Origin of the sequence: uncultured Thalassospira sp. (assembly GCF_963976115.1) — a bacterium.
In the GTDB taxonomy this organism is placed as follows: Bacteria; Pseudomonadota; Alphaproteobacteria; order Rhodospirillales; family Thalassospiraceae; genus Thalassospira.
In genome coordinates this window covers 154283-177084 of the sequence record NZ_CAXBJJ010000007.1, presented here as the reverse complement: position 1 = coordinate 177084, position 22802 = coordinate 154283, and the positions used below count along the sequence as shown (strand labels likewise).

Below are 22802 nucleotides of genomic sequence, written 5' to 3'. Positions count from 1 at the left end.
AAGGTTCTGGACCAAAACCTCAAAAGCGTTATAAAACGCCCACGCGCGAAGATATGGATTGCCCCTGGTGGCGATCCCCAACGAGTGAGGCGTCGGGATTTCGTTAACGCGCGCGGCATCCAACAGGCGCCACCGGCGAGAGAGCGGAACCCACTCATGCTGACCACCAATCCATTCGATGACGACAAGCTACGCGAAGAGTGTGGCGTTTTTGGCGTTTTTGGCTCGCCCGATGCGGCGGCCTTAACGGCCCTTGGCCTGCATGCCCTTCAGCATCGCGGGCAAGAAGCGGCGGGTATTGTTTCTTACGACGGATCTGACTTTCCCGCCCATCGGGCGTCAGGCCAGGTTGGCGACATTTTCGGGTCCCAGGACGTCATTAAAAGCCTGCAAGGGCACCGGGCCGTTGGCCATGTGCGCTATTCCACCGCAGGCGGCAAGGGCCTTCGTAACGTTCAACCCCTGTTCGCCGATTTTGAATTTGGCGGCCTGGCCATTGCCCATAACGGCAATCTGACCAATGCCCTTGCCGTGCGTGACCGCCTGGTACGCCGTGGTTCTATTTTCCAGTCTACCGCCGATACCGAGGTGTTCATTCACCTGATCGCCACCAGCCTGTATGAAAAGATCGTCGATCGCCTGATCGATGCCTTGCGTCAGGTTGAGGGGGCCTACAGCCTGGTCGTGATGACCCAGAAAAAACTGATCGGCGTGCGGGACCCGTTAGGCGTGCGTCCGCTGGTGCTGGGCAAGCTCAACGACTCGTACATATTCTCATCTGAAACCGTTGGCCTCGACATTGTCGGTGCCGAGTTCATTCGCGATGTTGAACCGGGCGAAATTGTTGAAATCACCGATTCCGGTATCCGGTCGACCAAACCGTTCAAACCGGTCAAATCGCGCTTTTGCATTTTTGAACATGTCTATTTCGCCCGCCCCGACAGCATTGTCGAAGGCTCCAGCGTTTATGACGTGCGCAAAAGCATTGGCCGCGAACTGGCCCGTGAATCGTCGGTCGAGGCCGATGTGGTGGTGCCAATTCCCGATTCCGGCGTGCCGCCCGCACTGGGCTATGCCGAAGAATCCGGCATCCCGTTTGAACTGGGCATTATCCGAAACCATTATGTGGGCCGGACCTTTATCGAGCCGACCGATCAGATCCGCCATCTTGGTGTGAAGCTGAAACATAACGCCAACCCCGGCAAGCTAAAGGGCAAACGCGTTATTCTGGTGGACGATTCCATCGTACGCGGCACCACATCGACCAAGATCGTCGAACTGGTCCGCGCGGCGGGTGCCGCCGAAGTGCATATGCGGATCACCAGCCCGCCCACCGCAAATCCCTGTTTTTACGGCGTTGATACCCCGTCAAAAGAAAAGCTGATGGCAGCCAATTACGACATTGAAACAATGGCGAAAATGATTGGCGTCGACAGCCTGGCCTTTGTCAGCATCGACGGCTTGTATCGTGCCACCGGCCTGCCTGGCCGCGATGCCGCAAACCCGGCATTCTGCGATGCCTGCTTTACCGGCGACTATCCCATTCGTCTGGTTGACCATCAGGCGGAAAACAAGGATCGGAAATTGTCGCAATTGGTCGAAAGGCAGTCCGCATGAGCGTCCCAAAACGCCTTGAAGGCAAAGTTGCGCTGGTAACCGGGGCATCGCATGGCATTGGCCGTGCGATTGCCAAACGGTTTGCCGCCGAAGGGGCCGAAGTCATCGCCCTGGGCCGCAATGTTGGTGCCCTTGAAGAACTTGATGACGAAATCCGGGCGGAAGGCGGCAAAGCCGTTTTATTACCGCTTGATTTAACCATGTATGAAAAAATTGACGCCATGGGGGCGTCGATTTACGAACGGTTTGGCAAGCTTGACATCGTGGTTGGCAATGCTGGCGTTTTAGGTGAACTGGCCCCGGTGGGGCATATTGATACGCAAATGTTTGAAAATACCCTTGCTGTCAATGTCACCGCCAATTTCCGCCTGATCCGCAGTGTTGATAAATTGCTGCGCCTTGCCGATGCCGGACGGGCCATTTTCGTCACATCGGGCGCGTCGGCCAAGGGCCGCGCCTATTGGGGCCTTTATGCCGCCACCAAGGCCGCACTTGAGGCGTTGGTGCTATCTTATGCCCAGGAAATGGATGACAGCACGGTAAAGGTCAATCTGGTTAATCCCGGCCGCATCCGCACCACCATGCGGGCCGCCGCCTATCCTGGTGAAAACCCCGAAACATTGCCCACCCCCGAAAGCATCACCGATGTTTTCGTTGATCTGGCCGTCGAGGACTGCACCCGGCACGGTGAAATCGTCACCGCGAGCTAAGTCAGTTCACATAAGAATCAAAGCCGGGCCGCCAAATATCGGCCCGGCTTTTTTATTCCAGCGGCATATTTTCGCTGCAAAAATCCAGAAATGCTCGCACACGCGCGGGCAAGTGCCCCCCACCTCCGATGTAAACGGCATTAATTTCCACCCCGCCGCAGGCATTACCGGGATAATAATCCGCCAAAATTTCCACCAGCCGACCGGCCTTTACATCCTGTTCAACATGAAAACGGGCCAAACGCGCAACGCCGCCCCCGGCTATGGCAAGATGGCGTGCACTTTCTGCATCGCCAACATCCATAATGCCGCCCGGCATCACCGTTTCCATCATTCCATCCACCTTGAACGGCCATTCCGCCTTGGCACGCATAAAATTATACCCGATCAAAACATGATCCCGAAGGTCCGCCACCGTTTTCGGGCATCCATATCGTGTCAAATAATCGGATGCCGCGACAATCGCCATCCGGCAAAGACCCAATTTTCGCGCAATCAACCCTGATGACGGCATCGGTCCACTGCGAATGGCAATATCGGCACGCTCCTCATAGAGATCGACCACCTTGTCACTCACCGTCACATCAAGGGTGATTTCAGGATAGGCGCGCTGAAATGCGGGCAGCAAAGGCAACAAACGATGCAGGCCGACCGGCATATTAACGCTGATTCGCAATCGCCCCCGGGGGCATAAGGCAAGGGCCGCGTCCTGTTCGGCATCATCAAGATCGGCGATCACGGATACAGCACGTTGATAAAACCGCTTCCCTTCCGGGGTTAAATGCAACTTGCGTGTCGACCGGTTAAACAACCGCACCCGTAACCGGTCTTCCAACCGACCAACCAGCTTGCTTACCGCCGAAGGGGTCATGTTAAAATCGCGGGCAGCGGCAGAAAAACCATTCCTTTCAACCACGCGAATAAAGACCTCCATCTCGCCAGACCGGTTGGTGTCAAGTCGTCCCATGTGAATTCAGCTCACAAATAATTTTCCTGATTTACCGATAGTTGAAAATCATTGTGATGTCCATAGTTGCGCCAAATACATATTATGGATGGAGATTTCGATGGAATACAGGCAACTGGGCCAATCTGGTCTACGCGTTCCCGCCCTGAGCTTTGGCGCGGGTACCTTTGGCGGACAAGGCCCGCTTTTTTCCGCGTGGGGCACCACCGATGTAAAAGAAGCGACCCGCTTGATTGATATTTGCCTTGAGGCAGGCCTGAACATGTTTGACAGCGCAGATGTCTATTCAAACGGCGCCTCAGAGCAAATCCTGGGCGAGGCCATCAGGGGGCGTCGGGACAAAATCATTCTGTCAACCAAACTGGCGCTGCCAATGGGAGACGGCCCCAATGATTACGGCACATCGCGCCACCGCTTGATTGGCGCGGTCGAAGCCGCGTTGAAACGGCTGGGGACTGATTATATCGACCTGTTACAGCTTCATGCCTTTGATGCCTTTACCCCCGCAGAAGAGGTTATGGAAACGCTTGATACTTTACGAAAAGTCGGAAAAATACGTTATAGCGGCGTTTCAAATTTTGCCAGTTGGCAAATTATGAAATCACAAGGGACGGCCCAATTGCGCGGCTATAGCCGCCATGTTGCCCATCAGGTTTATTATTCCCTGATCGGGCGGGATTATGAATGGGACCTGATGCCGATGGCACGGGATCAGGGGATTGGCGCTATTGTTTGGAGCCCGCTTGGTTGGGGCCGCCTGACGGGAAAAATACGGCGCAGTTCCCCCATACCGGCAGGCAGCCGTTTACACGAAACGGCACAATATGGCCCCCCGGTTGATAACAACATGCTCTATGACATTATTGACGTGCTAGACGAGATCGCAGAGGAAACCAGCAAGTCAGTACCACAAATCGCCCTTAACTGGTTATTGCAACGCCCAACCGTCTCGTCCGTCATTATTGGTGCGCGCAACGAGCAACAATTGCGCGACAACCTGGGGGCTGCTGGATGGGCCTTAAGTGCAGATCACATCCGCCGCCTGGACACCGTCAGCAAACGCCAGCCGCCCTATCCCCATTACCCCTATTACATACAGGAAGGGTTTGCGCGCCTCAACCCGCCGTTAATCCCCGCGACCTGACGCAATCATCAAATGGCAAAACGGGGACCATCGCGTCCCCGTTTTGATCGGCCAAATTCTTGATTTACTCTGCCGTTTGCATCCCCAAACGTTTCAGCACCCGGCGTTCGAGAACCACCACCACCTGATAAAACAGCACCGATAACAACACAGAAAATACCGCCACCGTCCAGATCATGCCGTAATCCAGATATCCGCGCGACTGGTTAAGCAAATTGCCCAACCCGCGCCCGGTCGCCAGCCATTGCGCAATCATCACCCCAAGCAAGGCCCGTGGCACGGTTAACCGGGTTGCGGCGAACAAATATGGCAAGGATGCCGGGATGGTCACAATGCGCATTTCCTGCCATGCCGATGCCCCATAAGCCTGCGGCAATTCCCGGGCCCCTTTAGGTACCATGGCAATGCCCTGTGCCAGCGTCACAAAGGCCGGAAAAAACGTTACCGAGATAGTCACCCACAAAGTCAGCGACACCCCACGCCCCAGCACTAAAACCAGCAATGGTGTTAAAGCGACCAACGGCATTGTTTGCGTTACAAGGGCAACGGGCATAAAGGCGTTCAGTATTTTGGGAAACAACCGTGTGGAAATGGCCAGCACAAAGGCAAAAAGCAACCCTGCCGCCATGCCGACAAAGGTAATGGGCAAGGTTTCATAAATGGCAGACCACAGCCGTTGCTGCGCATTTTGCGCCGCTGGCGACAAAAACAGATAATCCACCACGCCCCACGGGGTTTTCGAAATCATGGTCGGCACATTAAGCAAACGAATAAACGCCCACCATAAAACAAACGGCAAGGCAATCGTCGCGATACGCAAGAACAGCTGGCCCACAGGACCTGTATTGTTGGCCCCTACCGCATCGGGAATGGCTGTATTAAGGGTGACAGCACGGCTTGCGCCCATTAACCGTGTTGATAGCATGGCAAAGATAAAATAACTCAGCCCGGCAATAGAAGTGGCGACCAGACCAATGCCCCACAACCGATCAGGTTCGGCCCGGCCAAGCGAGCCCAGCAAATAAGCGCCCAGGCCCCAACGGCCCCCGCCGCCAAATTCGGCCAGAATAGCGCCGAGCACCGCATTGGGGGCCGCCACCCGAAACCCTGAAAGAATGGATGGCACCGCCCCGCGCAATTGCACCAGCCGCATGATCATCCATTTATTGCCGCCATAGGCCCGTACAACATCGGCGGCCCGGCTGTCAACCTGGCTAAGCCCCACAACGGTTGCCGTCATGGTTACAAAATAAACCCCCAGCGTTGCCAGTACCACCCGGGGCGTCATCCCCGACAGCGTCAATGCCAGAATGGGGGCAATTGCGATGGGTGGCAGGGCGAAAATAGCAATATTCACGCCGCGAAAAACGCGCAACGCCGTGGGCGACAATACAAAGACCACCCCGGCCAGCACACCGAGAAGATTGCCAATGACAAACCCCATGCCAGAGCCATAAAGCGTTGCCATAATATGTTGTGGATAATCGGCCCGGTCCCCCCATAAGCGGATCAGAATTTCCGAAAATCCCGGCAAGGCACCGCCCGCCACCAGATCGTAACGGCCGACAATTTCCCACACCACCAGCACGATAATTGTCGTGCGCAGCCCCCTTAAAACACTGTATCTATCCGACATGCAAAACCTCGGCGACGTGATCGCACATAAGATGAAAGTCGGGGTCGGAAAAAAGATTGGCCTGGCGGGGGCGGTCAAACGGCACATCCAAGATTGTTGCAATTTGGCCCGGTTTGGCATGCATGATTACGATGCGATCAGCCAGAAAAACCGCTTCATCAATACCATGTGTCACCAAAAACGCGGTCGATCCGGTTTCCAACCAGATGCGCTGAAGTTCCAAATTCATTTGCCGACGCAAAATCTGGTCCAGCGCGCCAAATGGCTCGTCCATAAACAATACGCGCGGATGCGTCACCAGGGCGCGTGCAATGGCAACGCGCTGTCGCATACCGCCCGAAAGCTCGCCAGGCAGCGAATTTTCAAATCCTTTCAGGCCAACCAGTTCAATCATGGCCTGCACCTGGTCCTTGTGGTCCTGTGGTTTTTGACGCAAAACCTCTAACGGGACTTCGACATTTTTGCGCACACTGCGCCATGGCAGCAAGGCGGCATCCTGGAACGCCACGCCGGTTAAACCGGCCCGGCTGGCCGCAGCAGGTGCCTGCCCTTCGATCAGGACCTCGCCGCTATCGGCGTCCTCAAGCCCCAGTGCAATCCGCATCACCGTTGATTTGCCGCAGCCCGATGGCCCAATGATGGCTGTAAAAGAACCGGCCGGGCAGCTCAGGGAGACATCCCTGAGCGCCTCGACCGTTTTGCCACGGCCCCGAAAGGTTTTGCTGACACCTGAAAGTGTAATCCCGTCGGGGGCCATGATCAGATCTCCTCAAGCAGGGTCGTATCAAACATGTCGCGATTGCCCTGAATGCCAATTTGGCCCAATGCTGACAGGCAGGCGTCAATGTCATTTTCAGACATGCTAAAAACGCCGTTCGGGCTTTCGATCAGCGGCTTTTGGGCTTTGTTGAAATAAATTTCATTGTCAATGGTCCGGCCGGTTCCTTTAAACCAGCTATCTTTCCATTGCGGCGGCCACGCTGCCGGGTCGGACAGGTTTTCGTCCCATCCCTTGCGCGATGCGCGTAACCACGCAACCAGTTCCTTGCGCTTTTCCTTCAACACATCTTCTGTTACCACAACGGTATCGTTGAAAATGGTGAAACCAAAATCATAAAGCAGGAATGAATGGGCCTCGTGTCCCTGCTGGGAAATCGTATAGGGAACGTTGGTGGTGAAATCGAGGCTGGCATCGATCTCGCCGCGCAAAAGCGGGGTTGGATCATAGGCATAAGGCACGATGTTAACGTCCGCCTTGTCAATCCCGTTCAGCTTCAACATGGCTTCTACCGAAATCACATTCACCGGCGGTACGGCCAGTGTTTTCCCCACCAGATCAGACGGTTTGGTCATCGGGTTTGATTTAAGCGAGACAATGCCAATCGGATTTTTCTGATATTGTGCGCCAATAATTTTAAACGGTGCGCCCTGTTCCGAAATCGCCTTGATGGTCGTATCGGGCGTGGTCAGGGTTAAATCAGCGCGTTTGGCAATGATGGTGCTTTCAGGGATAACATCCGGCCCCCCCGAAAGATATTCAAAAGCCAGCCCCTCATCGCCGTAATAACCCTGATCCATTGCCAGAAAATAACCGCAAAACTCGGCATCATTGATCCATGATGCCTGCAGGATCAGCGGCGACGCGGCACGGGCAGCAAAGGGACGAAAAGACATGGCTGATGCGGCAGTGGCAGCCGCACCCGCCGCAGCAACGCCCAGAAAACGGCGGCGATTCAATCTTAAAGTCATTGAAAGTCTCCTTGATAAAACGCTCAGGCTAAACCCTGAATGCGTTGAAGCTCCAAAAGGGGGGGCGTTTGCTCGATTTGTTTTGGGTCCAAAAGCGGCCATTTCACGCCGCTTGGGCGTTTCGCCCGCCGTCCGACCTCCAGCATGCGGGTCGGTGTGGCAATTCGATCGACAAGAATGTCGGTTTCAGAGGGCTGAAGCTGGTCTTCAACAACCTGAACATCATGCACAACCGCAGTAACTGGCGTTGTTTCATCCACCAGGCCAAGGTCGGTAAACATGCCCCATTCAAGGTCAAAAAAGCCATGCCCCTTGCCAAAGCGCACACCGTTGACCGACACAGCCGAAGCCCCGGTTACCATGAAATCAAACCGGGACCGCCGGGCGATTTCTTCAAGGGTGATCGGGCGGCCAAAATGCTCCATTCCGTCAAGCCAGGATGCATAAAGGGCGGCCCCCTTGGGCACCATGCCCGGTTCGATCAACAGAAAACCGCGATAAATGCCATAGGTTGACATGACAAAGGATTTGCCATCCTCGATCATACGGCGGCGCAAATCGGCCAGGCAATTATCTGGCGTGATGAAGGCAAATTCCGATTTCCGGTAGGCTTCTTCGGCAACCACCCGTTCCACAGCGGCTTCTGATCCTTCAAAATCCGGGATCACTTCAGCGAAGTTCAAATGAAACCGTGTGTCCGGTCTGGCTACGTCGCGCAGCTTCGTCCATATTCTTTCGCGTATCACCTTGGAGGTTGACATCTTGCAATCCCGCATCGTTTCATTGATTGTCGTTTCAGTGTTTCAAAAATAAGAAACTGTTGTTTCAAACGTCAAGCAAAATTTACGATGCCCCCCACAACAAGAGACAAAAATGGCCTCTCGACTGATCCTTAGAATTCATGAAAAACAGGCGAAACTGACCAGTGCAGAAAAGAAAATTGCGCAGGTTATCCTTGAAAATCATGATATTATCGAAACGCACACCGCGACAGAGCTTGCCAATCTTGCCGGTGTTTCAAAGGCGTCGGCGGCACGTTTTTTCCGCACCCTTGGTTATGCCGATTTCGAAGAAATCCGGTTACAAGCGCGCGACGAACGCAACCGAAAACAACCCTATCGTCAAACAGTTGTTTCAGGTGTGCCAACGACTCTGGGCCGCTCGATTGGCGACCATCTGGAACTGGAATTACGCAATCTGACCCGCAGTTTCGAAGAATTAAGCTCGCACAAGCTGATTGAAACAGCTGATATTCTGTCATCCGCACCGCGGGTCTGGTTTTTGGGCTTTGGCGCAGAGGATGGCGTCGCCCGAGTCGGTCGCGCCATGCTGTCGCGATTGCGCCACGACGTTCACTATATTTCCGGAATTGGTGAAGACTGGTCGAGCGACCTTGCGATGGCAGGCCCACGTGACGCGCTGATTTTGCTGACCCTCGACACCCGACCCAAAATTTTGCGCGCGATCATTGCCTATGCCCGCACATCACGCATGCGCATTATTACCATTACCGAACATGGTTACGAACAACAGGCCGCGCGTTTCTCCGAAGTTGTGCTGCCCTGCCACGTTGCCAATTACGGCCTTTTGCCCACCCATGCCACCATGCTGTCAATGTTACGTCTGGTTGGCATTACCTATGCTGGCAAACATCCCGACGCCGTCAAACAACGTGCCGAAACCCTTGATGCCATTATCGAAGAACTCGACATGATGGAATAAAGCATTTTTCCTTTAATATGACCCATTTTGCCAGCTCAGTCTGACGCCTGGCAAGGAGAAGCCCGCCGGGCGTAACGGGTTTACGGACAAGGATTTCGACGCGGCCAGGCGGCAGACTGAGCTGGCCCACAGGGTTTGTTTTTGGCGGTGTTTGGCGGCGTTACACCGCTCGCCCGATGCGCCGCATCGCGCAGCGCGCTGTGCCTTGCCAAACGACACGCCAAAATCAAACAAAATGGGTCATATTAAAGGAAACGTGCTTTAGAAACAAAAAAATCGGTCAGGCGCATTGGCACAAAAATGCTAACACCTTGGGGGAACCTGACCGGTTTGCGATCAGTAATGCCACTGCTCGCGATTGATGACTCACAGGGGATGCAGCAACGGCGCGTCCAAGCCGGGATAAATTCGCCATCAGGATCAGCCTGCAAACGCTGCGTCATGAGCTTTGCGCCATGGAATATCGCAAACTGTCGGCACAGCCACGCCATCATGCACAGAATAATGATGATGCCATTCCGACAGACAAAACCCCCGAAGGTTGATGTCCAACTTTCGGGGGTCCGTTCATTGTGCAAGGCCACTTTCGAATCAAAACGTTTTTGGTCAGCGTTTCTTTTTCTTGGCAAACGGGTTTTCACTACTACGCACAAAAATGCGGATCGGAACGCCCGGCATGTTAAAATCGTCGCGCAGCCCGTTAATCAGGTAACGGGTATAGCTTTCGGGCAATTCAGCCGCCTTGGAACAGTTAATGAAGAAACTTGGCGGGCGCGATTTGGCCTGGGTCATATAGCGCAGACGAATGCGGCGGCCACTAATCACCGGCGGCAAGTGACGTTCGGTAATTTCTTCAAGCCAGCGATTAAGCTGGGATGTCGGGATGCGGCGGCTCCAGATATCGTAAATATCAAGAACGGTCGGCATGATCCGGTCTGAGCCGCGCCCGGTCAGGGCCGAAAGCGTCACAACAGGAATGCCGCGTGCCTGCGCAAACGAGCTTTCCAGCGTGTCGCTAAGGTGCTTCATATAGGCGGGCTTGTCTTCGACCAAATCCCACTTGTTGACCCCGATGATCAACGCCCGGCCTTCTTCAAGCACCATACGCGCAATCGTCAGGTCCTGTTTGTCGATGGTGTTGGTGGCATCAATCATCAAAACCGCAACCTGCGCATAGCGAATAACACGCAAGGTATCGCTGACCGACAGTTTTTCAACACGATCATCGATTTTCTTTTTACGGCGCATCCCGGCGGTATCGACCAGCCGGATCTCGCGCCCGTCAAAGCTCCAGTCCACGGCAATCGCATCGCGGGTCAACCCGGCCTGCGGCCCGGTCATAACGCGGTTTTCCTTCAGAAGCTGGTTCATCAACGTCGATTTACCGACATTGGGGCGCCCGATGATAGCAAGCTGGATTTTGCCCTTGTCGCGGGGCAAATCGTCCAGATCTTCATCGTCTTCTTCGTCAAATTCGCCATCTTCTTCGGCCACGGTCAGAATGTCGCCCATGTCATCGGGCACATCGTCGTCGTCGAAATCGCTGTCGACATCATCATCGCTGATATCGTCGCCAGTGTCGTCTTCATCACCGCTGGCATCCGTCGTTGAACGCACCAGTTCTGCCTTGGCTGCCTTGCGGGCATCGCGTTCTTTCTGGCGGTCGTCTTGCCAGTAAGGCAGCAAAATATCAATTAACAGTTCCATGCCCTGGCCATGTTCCGACGAAATCGGCGCAACATCGCCCAAGCCCAGTCCATAGGCTTCGTACAGGCCCGGGTCCTGTGCCTTGCCTTCATGTTTGTTGGCAATGACATGAACCGGTTTTTTGCGCTTGCGCAGCCAATCGGCAAAATGATTATCAAGCGGCGACAGACCCGCGCGCGCATCAATCAGAAACAGGGCGACATCGCAATCTTCAAACGCGATTTCACTTTGCTGGCGCATCTTGCCTTCGATAGATCCGTCAAAGGCTTCTTCAAGGCCGGCCGTGTCGATAACGGTAAACGTCAAATGGCCAAGCCGGGCCTTGCCATATCGACGGTCACGCGTGACACCGGGCTGGTCATCGACAAGTGCAAGCTTCTTGCCCACCAGGCGGTTAAACAGGGTCGATTTCCCGACATTCGGGCGACCGATAATGGCAACTTTCAGGGTCATCTGACTTCAGACTCTTTATAAAAACGGCGATGTGCGCCACGATACATATATCGGTGGCGCACCCGCAAAAAACAGGGAAAGGCAAAGCCTTTCAAAACTTATTCTGATCGACGCTTTAGCGATAAGCAACCAGCGACGCATTTGCCGTCAAGAAATACAATGTATCCCCGGCAACAATCGGCGGCAATGTCAGCGGCCCTGGCAACGTATCGGTTCCGACAACTTTACCATCATAGGGTGAAATCGTTTCAACATCACCCTGCTGGTTTCCGACGATCAACCGATCCCCCACCAGAACCGGTCCGGTCCAGACCATCGCTTCGCTTTGGTCTTCCGGGTCAACATAGCGCGGCAATGACGACACCCATTTAACCCGTCCCGAACGCCGCTGCAAGGCAATCAGGTCGTTGGTATTCGATATCAGGAATACATAATCGCCAGCCACCCACGGGGATTGAATACCACCTTCTTCAACTTCCCACAAACGAACACCGGTCCGAAGGTCGATACCAACGGTCAAACCGGAATTGCTGGTGGCAATCACAAGGTCATTGTCAATCACGGGCAGGCCGCGAATATCGGCAATCGCAGAAACCGCATCCGTCCGTCCGGCTGACGCCAGAGTATCAGACCAGATCACCTGGCCGTTTTCGACCCGCAAGGCATAAAGTTCGCCGGTGCTATAGGCCGAAATCACCACACCCTGATCAACCGCCGGGCTGGCACCGCCCATAAAGCTGGCCCCTTCGGCAGCCCCGCGATGGCTCCACAGGATTTCGCCGCTATAGGCATTTAATGCCACAGTCTGGTTATCAACCGTGACCACAAAGACCCGGCCACCGCGAACGGTGGGGGCTGCGCGCATCGGCGCAGTCAGGCGTGTGCGCCATTTGACTTCGGCACTGGCGGCATCAATGGCAACGACTTCGGCAAAACCGGTGGTGGCATATACCATGCCATCGGCATAGGCCACGCCAGACCCCAAAAGCGAGCTGTCGTCTTCCTGATCGGGGGTGATATCCACGCTCCAGATCTGCTTGCCGTTTTTGGCACTAAAAGCACGCACATCAGCGTCGGCATCAATGGTAAAGACAACGCCTTTGGCAATCACAGGCTGATTAAGCAGCAAATCCTGATCAAGCGACCCTGTGCCAATACTGACATCCCACTGCTTTTTCATCGTTGCGTTATCAAACGCCAGATGTTGCAGTGAATGGCTCGGCACCCCGCCGTTCTGGGTCCAGTCTTCCTGCACCTGGGGCTTTGGCAGCACAACTTTCTGATCGCTCAAACCGGGATCAGGTACCAGCGTGCTTTGCAGCGACAGAACCGCCAGCCGTTCGCCCGGTAAAGGCGGATCTTCAGTTTCACCCATCCAGCTCGAGCACCCCGAAACCAGAACGGCAAAGCCCAATACGCAAAAAATGGATTTAAAACGGTCCAGACGGTGTAATTGCAAAACCATATCCTTTTAATCCTGTCCCGGCAGGCATTCCACAGGAACGCCCCTTGTCAGCCATCAGGCCTTGATCGCCTTCAAAAGCTCGCTCGCACGGCCACGCATGTCCGTTGGTGCTGTTTTATCATCGGCCAGCTCTGTCAAAAGCGATTTTGCTTCATCTGTCTTGCCAGCAGCAATATTTAACACAGCCATCATTTCACGGGCAGAATGATACCACGGGTTTTCCGGCACAGCGATCGGCTCTAAACGGGAAATCATCGCCTCGGCATTATCGGCATTGCCACTGTTCATGGCAATTTGCACCACGGCCAGGTCACGATAAACCTTGTCCACTTCGCTGTCCGCCGCAATTGCCTCAAGTTCCTTGACGGCATTCGCGGTATCGTTCTGGCTTAAATAGATACGTGCCTTCTGGAAGTGCCCCAGGGCGACAAAGCCGTCATTGCCCTTGGCAATGATGGTGTCGAACGCATCAAGGGCAGCCTGGCTTTTATCGGGGCCAGCATTGACCAGTTCCAGCGCATTGGCAAAACGCGTACCGTTTTCAAGACGGGTGGAATGTTCATAACTTTTCCAGCCTTCACGGCCCGCCACACCCAGTACAACAACGGCAGCCACCGCGATGACGATCTTGCCGTATTTGTGCCACAGGCGTTCTGTGCGCTCGCGCTTAAGGTCTTCTTCGACTTCCTGGAAAATATCGACCACGAAACCCGCTCCAATTCGATCAAAATAAAGCGGGCCACATGCCCGCCAGTCAGAATAAAATGACGGCAAGGATTTAACGCGCCACGGCCCAAGGGGTCAAGGGTGCTGCATGGTTCAGGTGCATTTTAACGGTTCTTGATGCCAATTTTCGCCAATTTCTCTGCCCCGGGTGCCAAATTGCCCGCTCTGGCAAAAATTTCGTGGTCCAAACATACCTGTTCGCCGTGGCCCTGCGTAAGGGCAGACTGAATATTGAACATCGCAATCATTCCCCGTCGTTCCGATATACGGTGAACCACCCCGGCAACATTACTGCGGCCATCCCCGTCATCAGGTTAATACCCTAACGACACTTAACTGTGTAAACGGCATAAAACTTGCTTTATCACCACAGAAGACCCTGGGGATCAGATCATAACAACCGTAACCCGGCAATTTTGTCCGGATTGCAAAGGGATTAAACCGCATGACCGGCAAATATTCACCCGCAGCCCTGATACAAGCCTGGCAAAAACACATGGCCGGTTTAGGCGCGCGGTATTTTCGCCCCATAACGGTTGCATGTGGATTATCAATCGCCCTGGCGGGTACAAGCGGCTGTTCCAACCTCGATAGCTCGGTTGCATCCGCCACCGGCACCGAGCTTTTGACCGCCGCCCAATGGTTTGTCGCCCTTGATGTTGTTTCAATCATCAATACCGATAAAACCATTGTCGATCATATTGTTTCCGCCTCGACCGGGCGCGATTGCTCGACCGTGCGATCCAGCATGGGCGAACCCTATTGTAAAACAGATCCGATACCCGAACCGCCGCTTTATTGCTATCGCACCCTGGCCTCTGTTACCTGCTATGCAACGCCTGATCCCTATAACACCGGGAAACGCACCGTAGATTGGCCGCCGACCCGCGGGCGCAGCCTGTAACCGCTTGTACAACACCGTTTGGCACCTGCAAACAAGTGCCGAAAATTTGCCGCCAAAATGGCCTTTGCGACTTGAGGGGCTTTAAAAACCGCGCTACCGTATTGATCGGTTGTAAATGCGAAATGACAATCGACAATTTCCACAGCCCGGAGTCCGGCATGGGAACACTTCTCAATCTGACACAATACCGCAAAGGCAAAACATTTGTTCATTTCAACCGGCTTGAATTGCAAAAATTGATGAACATCTATTCCCGGCAGGTTGCCGGTGGTGCCTGGCGTGATTATGCTATTGACCAACTAGACGGTATGGCGATGTTTTCCATGTTCCGCGCCACCCACGAAAACCCGCTTTTTGCCGTTATCAAACTGCCCGCAGACCAGAAAAATGCCGGTCAATATGTGGCCCTGCACAGCGGTGTAAAAATCAAGCAAAGTTCACAGCTTGAAACCATCCTTGAAGCCATCGAAAAACGTGCCCGAAAGGTTGTGCCGCTGTTTAAAAACCGTTAGACAAGGGGTCTAACCTCAACCGGTCGGATTAAAGCATTTTTCCTTTAATATGACCTATTTTGTTTGTTTTTGGCGTGTCGTCTGGCAAGGCACAGCGCGATGCGGCGCATCGGGCGAGCGGTGTAACGCCGCCAAACACCGCCAAAATCAAACCCTGTGGGCCAGCGCAGTCTGCCGCCTGGCCGCGTCGAAATCCTTGTCCGTAAACCCGTTACGCCCGGCGGATTTCTCCTTGCCAGGCGGCAGACTGAGCTGGCAAAATGGGTCATATTAAAGAAAAAGTGCTTTAATGTTGCAAAAATGTCTACGCCTTGCCCGCCAACGCCGGTCCCTGACGGGAAAACCCGGTCGACCTGTCGTGCGGGCACTTGTTGCCCTGCCACTGATGACCCTGTTTTCCATTGGGATGCCCACACCGGCCCAGGCGGATTACAAAGCCGGTTATCTGGCCTATAAGGCAGGCGATTTTAAAATCGCACAGCGCGAATGGCAAAACGCCGCCCCGACCGATCCACGATCCGCCTATGGGCTGGGTTTGCTGTATTATCGTGGTGAAATGGGACGTTCGGATTACGACAATGCCGCCAAATGGTTTTTGATCGCTGCCCGTGCGAACCATCCCAATGCCCTTTATTACATGGGGCTGCTTTATCTGAATGGCTGGGGCGTAGCCTATGACCAGTTCAAGGCCACCGATTTTTTAAAACGCGCATTTGATGCCAACAACAAAAACGCCAACGCGGCTTTTTTGCTGGGACAACAATATATGCACGGTCTTGGCGCCATTCAGAACTATGTCGATGCTGCACATTATTATCTTAAGGCCGCCCAAATCGGCCTGCCCGCCGGGCAATATATGATTGGCGCCCTCTATGAACGGGGCTGGGGTGTTACCCAGGATATGGCAGAAGCCTATTACTGGCTGCGTTTATCTGCACTTCATCCCATCAGCACACCGCCAGGCACCGAACTTGAAGCCGACCCGGGCAAGGCCATTGCCCTGCTGGAACAAAAGCTCAGCCCCGAGCAACTGCGCCATGTTGAAGAACGGCTGGAATCCGCAATACCTTAAATGTTTATATCAGCTCTCTATGAGACTAAAAGCATGTTTCCTATAATAATGGTTGGTCAGTGCCCCGTTCGAAGAATAATATTCTCCGCAAGGGGGATAAAACAAAAACCGCCCACAATCCGGGCGGCCTTCATCATTTCAAAATCAACGGGCAGAAACCGTCAGATCAATCAAAGGCCTCGCCCCAGGTGCCACGGGTTGCAGCCTTTGAATATTCGGTTGCCCGGTTTTCAAAGAAATTGGTGTGCTCAACCGCATTTAACATCGCATCCATCCATGGCAGCGGATTGTGTTCAATGTGATAAATCGGGTCCAGTCCCAACTGGGTCAGGCGACGATCGGCAATATAGCGGATATAAAGTTTGATATCCTTGGGGGTTAACCCCTCGACCGCACCAGCTTCAAACGCCAGGTCGATAAAAGCATCTTCATGCACAACAATGGTTTCGCAAGCTTCGAGCAAATCGGCCCGCATCGCGTCATCCCAGATTTGCGGATTTTCGCGGGTGAAGGTTTTAAACAGGCGAATAACGCTTTCGCAATGCAGGCTTTCATCGCGCACCGACCATGTCACGATCTGCCCCATGCCCTTCATTTTATTAAAGCGCGGGAAATTCATCAGCATGGCAAAGGATGCAAATAACTGCAAACCTTCGGTAAAGGCACCAAAAACCGCCAGGGTTTTTGCCATTTTGCGCATTCCGTCTTCGGTCAGGCGCAAATCACCGCAATCATCAATATATTCATCTTCGGCGGAAATCCCCCAAATCTGCATATAGTCGTATTTGTCCTTCATTTCCTTGTACTGAAAGAAGGCCTCATATTCGGTTTCGGGCATGCCGATGGTATCAAGCAAATGCGAATAGGCCGCAACATGGATGGTTTCCATGTTGGAAAAAGCCGCCAGCATCATCTGCACTTCGGTGGGTTTAAACACCCGCGTATAGTGACGCATATAGCAGTTATTCACCTCGATATCGGACTGGGTGAAGAAGCGGAAAATCTGGGTCAGCAGATTGCGCTCGGCATCGGTAATGGTGTGGTTCCAGTCTTTCACATCATCGGCCAGCGGCACTTCTTCGGGCAACCAGTGAATTTGCTGCTGTGTCAGCCATGCCTCATAGGCCCACGGGTAACGAAACGGCTTGTAGACCGGATTTTCGGTCAAAAGGTCCATGATTTTTTCGTCGGTCATATCAATCTCTTTTTCCAACCCCGGCCTTATTGGCACGCAAGGCATTCTTCATATTCGGTCTGGGTGCTGCCCTGATCGGCAACGGCGCTACCTGCGGCACGGGCGGCGGCAAGAACGGCCTCGATATCAAGATCGGCAGCTTTTTCCTTGCGCGCCACATTGGCGACCACTTCGGCCCGCTGGATCGATTTCGACCGGCAGTAATAAAGGCTTTTGACACCCTTTTTCCATGCCTGGAAATGGATCTGGTGCAAATCACGTTTATGCACGTTGGATGGCAGAAAAATGTTCAGCGACTGGGCCTGGTCAATTTTCGGCGCACGGTCACCGGCCAGCTCGATCAACCAGCGCTGATCCATTTCAAAGGCGGTTTTAAACACGTCCTTTTCGAGATCGCTGAGGAAGTCCAGATGCTGGACCGAGCCTTCATTCACCGTGATCGACGTCCAGACCTGTTCGTTATTCTGGCCTTTTTCTTCGAGCACCTGCGCAAGGTATTTGTTGCGCACATTAAACGACCCCGACAGGGTTTTGTGGGTATAGGAATTGGCCGCTGTCGGCTCGATCCCCGGCGAAGCACCACCGCAAATGATCGAGATCGATGCGGTGGGCGCAATGGCGGTTTTGTTGGAAAAACGCGCCTTCATGCCATAGTCGGCGGCATCCGGGCACGAGCCCCGTTCATCGGCCAGCTTTTCCGATGCCGCATCGGCGTGCTTTTTCACATGGTCAAAAATCTGGTTGTTCCAGACCTTGCTCATCACGCCTTCAAGCGGAATACCCTGCGATTGCAGGAAGGAATGGAAGCCCATGACCCCCAGCCCGACAGAACGTTCGCGCATGGCCGAATATTTGGCGCGCGCCATGCTGTCCGGGGCGTTTTTAATGAAATCTTCGAGAACGTTATCAAGGAAGCGCAAAATATCTTCGATAAATTGCGGCTCTTCTTTCCAGGTCTGATAATGTTCCAGATTAAGCGAGGACAGGCAGCAAACCGCTGTCCGATCGCCACCATGCTGGTCACGCCCGGTCGGCAGGGTAATTTCAGCACACAGGTTCGATGTCTTAACGCTAAGCCCGGCCATTTTGTGATGCTGCGGCACCGCACGGTTTACGGTGTCGATGAACAGCATATAGGGTTCACCGGTTTCCACCCGTGATGTCAAAATACGGATCCACAAGGACCGTGCGCTAACCTTGCGCACCACATGCCCGTCTTTCGGCGAGGTCAGTGCCCATTCTTCATCATTTTCTACCGCACGCATAAACGCATCCGATACCGACACCCCCTGATGCAGGTTGGGTGTTTTACGGTTCGGGTCGCCCCCGGTCGGGCGGCGCATTTCAGAAAATTCTTCAATTTCCGGGTGGCTGATCGGCAAATAAACCGCAGCAGACCCGCGCCGCAAAGACCCCTGGCTAATCGCCAGCGTCAAGCTGTCCATCACACGGATAAACGGCACAACACCGGATGTTTTGCCGTTTTTGCCAACTTTCTCACCAATCGAGCGCAAATTGCCCCAATAAGACCCGATGCCACCGCCGCGTGCCGCCAGCCAGACATTCTCGGTCCACAAATCAACAATACCAGCCAGATTATCGTCGGCTTCGTTCAAAAAGCACGAAATCGGCAGGCCACGTGTGGTGCCCCCGTTTGAGAGGATCGGCGTTGCCGGCATGAACCAATGCCTGGACATATAGTCATAGATGCGCTGAGCGTGATCGGCATTGTCGCCATAATAGCTGGCAACACGGGCAAACAGGTCCTGATAGCTTTCACCGGGCATTAAATAACGGTCGGTCAGAACCGCCTTGCCAAAATCGGTGAGCAATTCATCGCGGGTGCGATCAACAATAACCCGCGCGCCTTTTTCATGCTGCACGACATCTAGCATTTTCATGCTGGTATCCTTCAAACTGGACGTTCATTGGCCCAACGCCAATACGTCGCTAATCTCATCGCGACGGGCCACACCGCACGGTCTTGACCATGCACAAAATAATACTGTATCCGCCGACAAATGCCGCAGATGACATATTTTGATACCAGATCTGATCGTGTCTTACGGGTGTGTTCCCGTGTCCCATTTTCTTTATAACCGAAGTTTATGCCCGTTCTGGCCGACTTTGAAAACACTATATCTGGTGCATGAGATGAATTTTTTATCCATCAATTGTATCTGCTCCGCAACAAGCCCGGATAACCGGTGATTCGGGAGACATATGTAAATTTGCCCTGACCCGGTCAAGCAAAACATCAAAAAATCACGTCGCGCCATTTTATACGCGCACAGGCACAAAACCTGCCCGCGCCCGCAACCATCAAGATCAGATTCTCCCCGCATTTACATTGGAAAAATCAAAAATAGTAAACCATATCAAAGAATTACAAGAAAACATCATCACGCCCGCGCTAAAACCCCACAAAAGAATCGTATTTCGCGGCAAATCGATGCCACGTTGCCACGCCAACAAGCCCCGTTTACAGGCATGCGATACCACACCACCATAAAAACAGGCACCCGCCGCATGGCCGTGGTGCCTGTTCTTTAACGGTCATCCTGCCGGTATCGCAATGGTCCAGAAACCGGCAAGAAACGATTATTTATCTGGCAATTTATACGCCATCACATAATCGCCGGGCCTGGTGCCGATAGAGCCATGCCCCCCCGCAACAATCACAACATATTGTGTGCCATCGTCGGTGGTGTAGGTCATCGGCGTTGACTGGCCCCCGGCAGGAAGGCGGGCTTCCCACAATTGTTTGCCGGTTGTCAGGTCATAGGCGCGGAAATAGTCATCAACAGCCGCGGCAAGGAAAGCCACACCGCCCCCCGTGATGATCGGCCCGCCAATACCGGGAACCCCCAGCTTGATGGGCAATGGAAGCGGCGTCATGTCATAGACCGTACCGTTTTTATGCTTGTAAGCAATATCGCCGGTGCGCAGATCGGCCCCGGCAACATAACCCCACGGCGGTGACTGGCACGGCACGCCAATCGGCGACAGGAACGGCCCCATACTCACGGCGTAAGGTGCGCCTTTATTCTGATTGATACCCATTTCACTGGCTTTTTTCGAGCCCTGCGGCGGTACTTCATCGCGCGGGATCAGCCTGGATGTAAAGGCCAGATAGGTCGGCATGCCAAACATCACCTGACGTTTGGGATCAACCGCAACACTACCCCAGTTAAAGGTGCCAAAATTGCCCGGATAAATCAGCGATCCCTGCAAGGATGGCGGGGTATAGCGCCCTTCATATTTCAACTGATGAAAAGCAATACGGCAGGCCAGCTGATCAAACAGCGTAATGCCCCACATATCCTTGCCCGTCAGTTTGGGGGGCATGAAGGTTAAATCCGATAGCGGCTGGGTTGGCGCACTATGATCTTCAGGAATGGTGCCCCCCGGTGCCGCAACTTCGCGCACCTTGATCAAGGGTTCGCCAGTGCGACGGTCCAGCACATAGATATCACCCTGCTTGGTCGCGCCGACCAGGGCTGGCGTTTTGTTACCCATTTCGTCGGAAATATCGACCAATACGGGCTGGGCCGGCACATCCATATCCCACAAATCGTGATGAACGGTCTGGCGCACCCATTGCACCTTGCCGGTATCAATGCGCAACGCGACGATGGAGGATGAAAACTTTTCAACATTTGCGCTGCGGTTCATGCCCAACTGGTCTGGCACCTGGTTGCCCAGCGGGATGTAAACCATACCCAGATTTTCATCGACGGAAAAAACCGACCAGCTATTGGGGGAATTGGTGGTGTAGGTTTCCCCTTCGCCCAGGGGTTCGGTTTCTGTCGGGTTGCCGGAATCCCAGTTCCACAGCAATTCGCCCGTATGAATGTCAAAGGCGCGAATAACGCCAGATTGTTCCTGGGTCGAATAATTGTCGTTCACGGCCCCGCCAATGATGATTTTGCCGTCCACGGCAACCGGCGGCGATGTCGAGTAATAATACCCCGCCGGATCATACTGCATTTTCTGTTCAAGATGCAGCGTGCCATTATCGGCAAAACTTTCGCAAACACGGCCATCCTTGGCATCAAGTGCAATCAGGCGCGCGTCTGATGTTGGCAAATATACCCGTTCCGCACAGCGGTCCCCGGCCTGGGCCTGCGGATCGGCATAATAGGTCACACCCCGGCAGGTTTGATGCTGACGGTCGCTATTGGCGCCCACCTTGGGGTCGAACTTCCATTTTTCCGTGCCGGTTTTGGCATCAATGGCAATGGCCCAACTATGGGGCGTGCACACATACAGGGAATTCCCCACCTTAAGCGGTGTGACCTGATAGGTGGTTTCGGGCACATCACTTGATTGGCGCACATCACCGGTCTGATAGCGCCAGGCCTCGGTCAGCTGGCTTACATTCTGCGCGGTAATCTGGTTTAGCGGCGAATAACGCTGCCCATACTGGGTGCGCCCATATTGATGCCAGTCCCCATCGGGAATGGCATTACCCATGTCGGGGTCTTGCGCCACAATTGTGTCGTTGAGCTGACCGGTAACGGCATGTGGATCGTTGACCATCGCGCCAACGGCCACCACAACAGACGCCACAACAGCCATACTCAGACCAAAGCCGCCTGGATGTTTTACTTTACCACCCAAATCGGCATCACCGCTTGAACGGACAAGACCGCTTCGGACCCACGGCGTTAACAGCCACATGCCCAGCAACACCGGGATGCCGCCGCGCGGGGCCAGTTGCCACCAGTCAAATCCAACTTCCCATACCGCCCAGGCCAGGCTTGCGATCAGAAACGCAGCATAAAACCACAGAGCCATGGCCTTGCGACGGTGCAAAAGCCACGCGACGAGCAAAAAGACAATGCCCGCAATGGCGTAATACCAGCTGCCGCCCAACGCAATCAGCCATACACCGCCCGCAGCAAGTGCAACACCAATCAGCGCAAAAACGACAACACTCAGCAGATTAATCATCTATCTGTTCCATTTCGTTTTGCAACAACACAGCACACTGTTTACCCGCCCATGAAGACAGACCGTCAGATCGCCCCTATAAGGTCGCCAAAGGCCAGCATACCGTGCAAAATCCAGACTTCCGGCCCTATTTCGCAACGGCAAAATCATACCCGGCCCTGTCGCCTGCCAACCTTCATGCCTGTACTGACCAAAGGAAAGGGCAACTCCCCGTCCCCAAACCAGATCACAAACACAGAAAGCCGGGCACCCCGATCAAAAAAGCAA

Annotated in this window: 18 protein-coding genes; 7 read left to right on the top strand and 11 right to left on the bottom strand. The window is 53.9% G+C overall.

Annotated features, from left to right (window positions below):
- Positions 1-156 precede the first annotated feature (156 nt).
- Positions 157-1617, top strand: a complete 1461-nt coding sequence (purF, locus tag AAC086_RS10895; protein ID WP_339778658.1) for an amidophosphoribosyltransferase — start codon at positions 157-159, stop codon at positions 1615-1617.
- Entirely contained in the window at positions 1614-2327 is a 714-nt protein-coding gene (locus tag AAC086_RS10890; RefSeq protein WP_339778656.1) for an SDR family NAD(P)-dependent oxidoreductase, read from the top strand. The genes purF and AAC086_RS10890 overlap by 4 nt, the downstream gene beginning before the upstream one ends.
- Before the next feature lie 52 nt (positions 2328-2379).
- Here AAC086_RS10890 and AAC086_RS10885 read toward each other — a convergent pair whose 3' ends face one another.
- A complete protein-coding gene (locus AAC086_RS10885; RefSeq protein ID WP_339778654.1) occupies positions 2380-3294 on the bottom strand; it encodes a LysR family transcriptional regulator in 915 nt (304 codons plus the stop codon).
- A gap of 100 nt (positions 3295-3394) precedes the next feature.
- Between AAC086_RS10885 and AAC086_RS10880 the strand changes: the two genes are divergently transcribed.
- On the top strand, positions 3395-4438 hold the full coding sequence (locus AAC086_RS10880) for an aldo/keto reductase (protein WP_339778653.1): 1044 nt from the start codon (positions 3395-3397) through the stop codon (positions 4436-4438).
- Positions 4439-4502: 64 nt separating this feature from the next.
- Here AAC086_RS10880 and AAC086_RS10875 read toward each other — a convergent pair whose 3' ends face one another.
- Genes AAC086_RS10875 through AAC086_RS10860 form a run of 4 tightly spaced genes read right to left on the bottom strand, consistent with a single transcriptional unit; the run spans position 4503 to position 8584 of the window.
- Positions 4503-6074, bottom strand: a complete 1572-nt coding sequence (locus AAC086_RS10875; RefSeq protein ID WP_339778651.1) for an ABC transporter permease subunit — start codon at positions 6072-6074, stop codon at positions 4503-4505.
- Positions 6064-6831, bottom strand: coding sequence for an ABC transporter ATP-binding protein (locus AAC086_RS10870; RefSeq protein ID WP_339778649.1), 768 nt, complete (start codon positions 6829-6831; stop codon positions 6064-6066). The genes AAC086_RS10875 and AAC086_RS10870 overlap by 11 nt, the downstream gene beginning before the upstream one ends.
- Positions 6832-6833: 2 nt before the next feature.
- Positions 6834-7823, bottom strand: a complete 990-nt coding sequence (locus tag AAC086_RS10865) for an ABC transporter substrate-binding protein (RefSeq protein WP_339778648.1) — start codon at positions 7821-7823, stop codon at positions 6834-6836.
- 23 nt (positions 7824-7846) lie between these two features.
- Positions 7847-8584, bottom strand: a complete 738-nt coding sequence (locus tag AAC086_RS10860) for a 5-formyltetrahydrofolate cyclo-ligase (protein WP_339778646.1) — start codon at positions 8582-8584, stop codon at positions 7847-7849.
- 112 nt (positions 8585-8696) lie between these two features.
- Here AAC086_RS10860 and AAC086_RS10855 point away from each other — a divergent pair, with 112 nt between their 5' ends.
- A complete protein-coding gene (locus tag AAC086_RS10855) occupies positions 8697-9545 on the top strand; it encodes a MurR/RpiR family transcriptional regulator (RefSeq protein WP_339778644.1) in 849 nt (282 codons plus the stop codon).
- A gap of 606 nt (positions 9546-10151) precedes the next feature.
- Here AAC086_RS10855 and der read toward each other — a convergent pair.
- From der to AAC086_RS10840, 3 genes are all read right to left on the bottom strand, one after another.
- Positions 10152-11705, bottom strand: coding sequence for a ribosome biogenesis GTPase Der (gene der, locus AAC086_RS10850; protein WP_339778642.1), 1554 nt, complete (start codon positions 11703-11705; stop codon positions 10152-10154).
- Positions 11706-11820: 115 nt separating this feature from the next.
- The gene (locus tag AAC086_RS10845) at positions 11821-13164 is read right to left on the bottom strand and encodes a PQQ-binding-like beta-propeller repeat protein (protein WP_339778641.1); all 1344 of its coding nucleotides are present in this window, start codon (positions 13162-13164) and stop codon (positions 11821-11823) included.
- A gap of 60 nt (positions 13165-13224) precedes the next feature.
- Positions 13225-13875: a tetratricopeptide repeat protein gene (locus tag AAC086_RS10840; protein ID WP_339778640.1), complete on the bottom strand. Its 651-nt coding sequence runs from the start codon at positions 13873-13875 to the stop codon at positions 13225-13227.
- Positions 13876-14341: 466 nt separating this feature from the next.
- Between AAC086_RS10840 and AAC086_RS10835 the strand changes: the two genes are divergently transcribed.
- The 3 genes from AAC086_RS10835 to AAC086_RS10825 all read left to right on the top strand — a co-directional run bounded on the left by AAC086_RS10835 (position 14342) and on the right by AAC086_RS10825 (position 16384).
- Positions 14342-14800, top strand: coding sequence for a hypothetical protein (locus tag AAC086_RS10835; protein ID WP_339778638.1), 459 nt, complete (start codon positions 14342-14344; stop codon positions 14798-14800).
- Positions 14801-14958: 158 nt separating this feature from the next.
- On the top strand, positions 14959-15312 hold the full coding sequence (locus tag AAC086_RS10830; protein WP_339778637.1) for a DUF2794 domain-containing protein: 354 nt from the start codon (positions 14959-14961) through the stop codon (positions 15310-15312).
- A gap of 289 nt (positions 15313-15601) precedes the next feature.
- Entirely contained in the window at positions 15602-16384 is a 783-nt protein-coding gene (locus AAC086_RS10825; RefSeq protein WP_339778635.1) for a tetratricopeptide repeat protein, read from the top strand.
- 166 nt (positions 16385-16550) lie between these two features.
- On the opposite strand, the gene AAC086_RS10820 is transcribed toward AAC086_RS10825, so the two are convergent.
- From AAC086_RS10820 to AAC086_RS10810, 3 genes are all read right to left on the bottom strand, one after another.
- Positions 16551-17579, bottom strand: coding sequence for a ribonucleotide-diphosphate reductase subunit beta (locus AAC086_RS10820; RefSeq protein ID WP_339778633.1), 1029 nt, complete (start codon positions 17577-17579; stop codon positions 16551-16553).
- 26 nt (positions 17580-17605) lie between these two features.
- Positions 17606-19474, bottom strand: a complete 1869-nt coding sequence (locus AAC086_RS10815) for a ribonucleoside-diphosphate reductase subunit alpha (protein WP_339778821.1) — start codon at positions 19472-19474, stop codon at positions 17606-17608.
- A 706-nt stretch (positions 19475-20180) separates the two neighbouring features.
- Complete coding sequence (locus tag AAC086_RS10810; RefSeq protein WP_339778631.1) at positions 20181-22535, bottom strand: glucose/quinate/shikimate family membrane-bound PQQ-dependent dehydrogenase; 2355 nt, start codon at positions 22533-22535, stop codon at positions 20181-20183.
- Positions 22536-22802 lie beyond the last annotated feature (267 nt).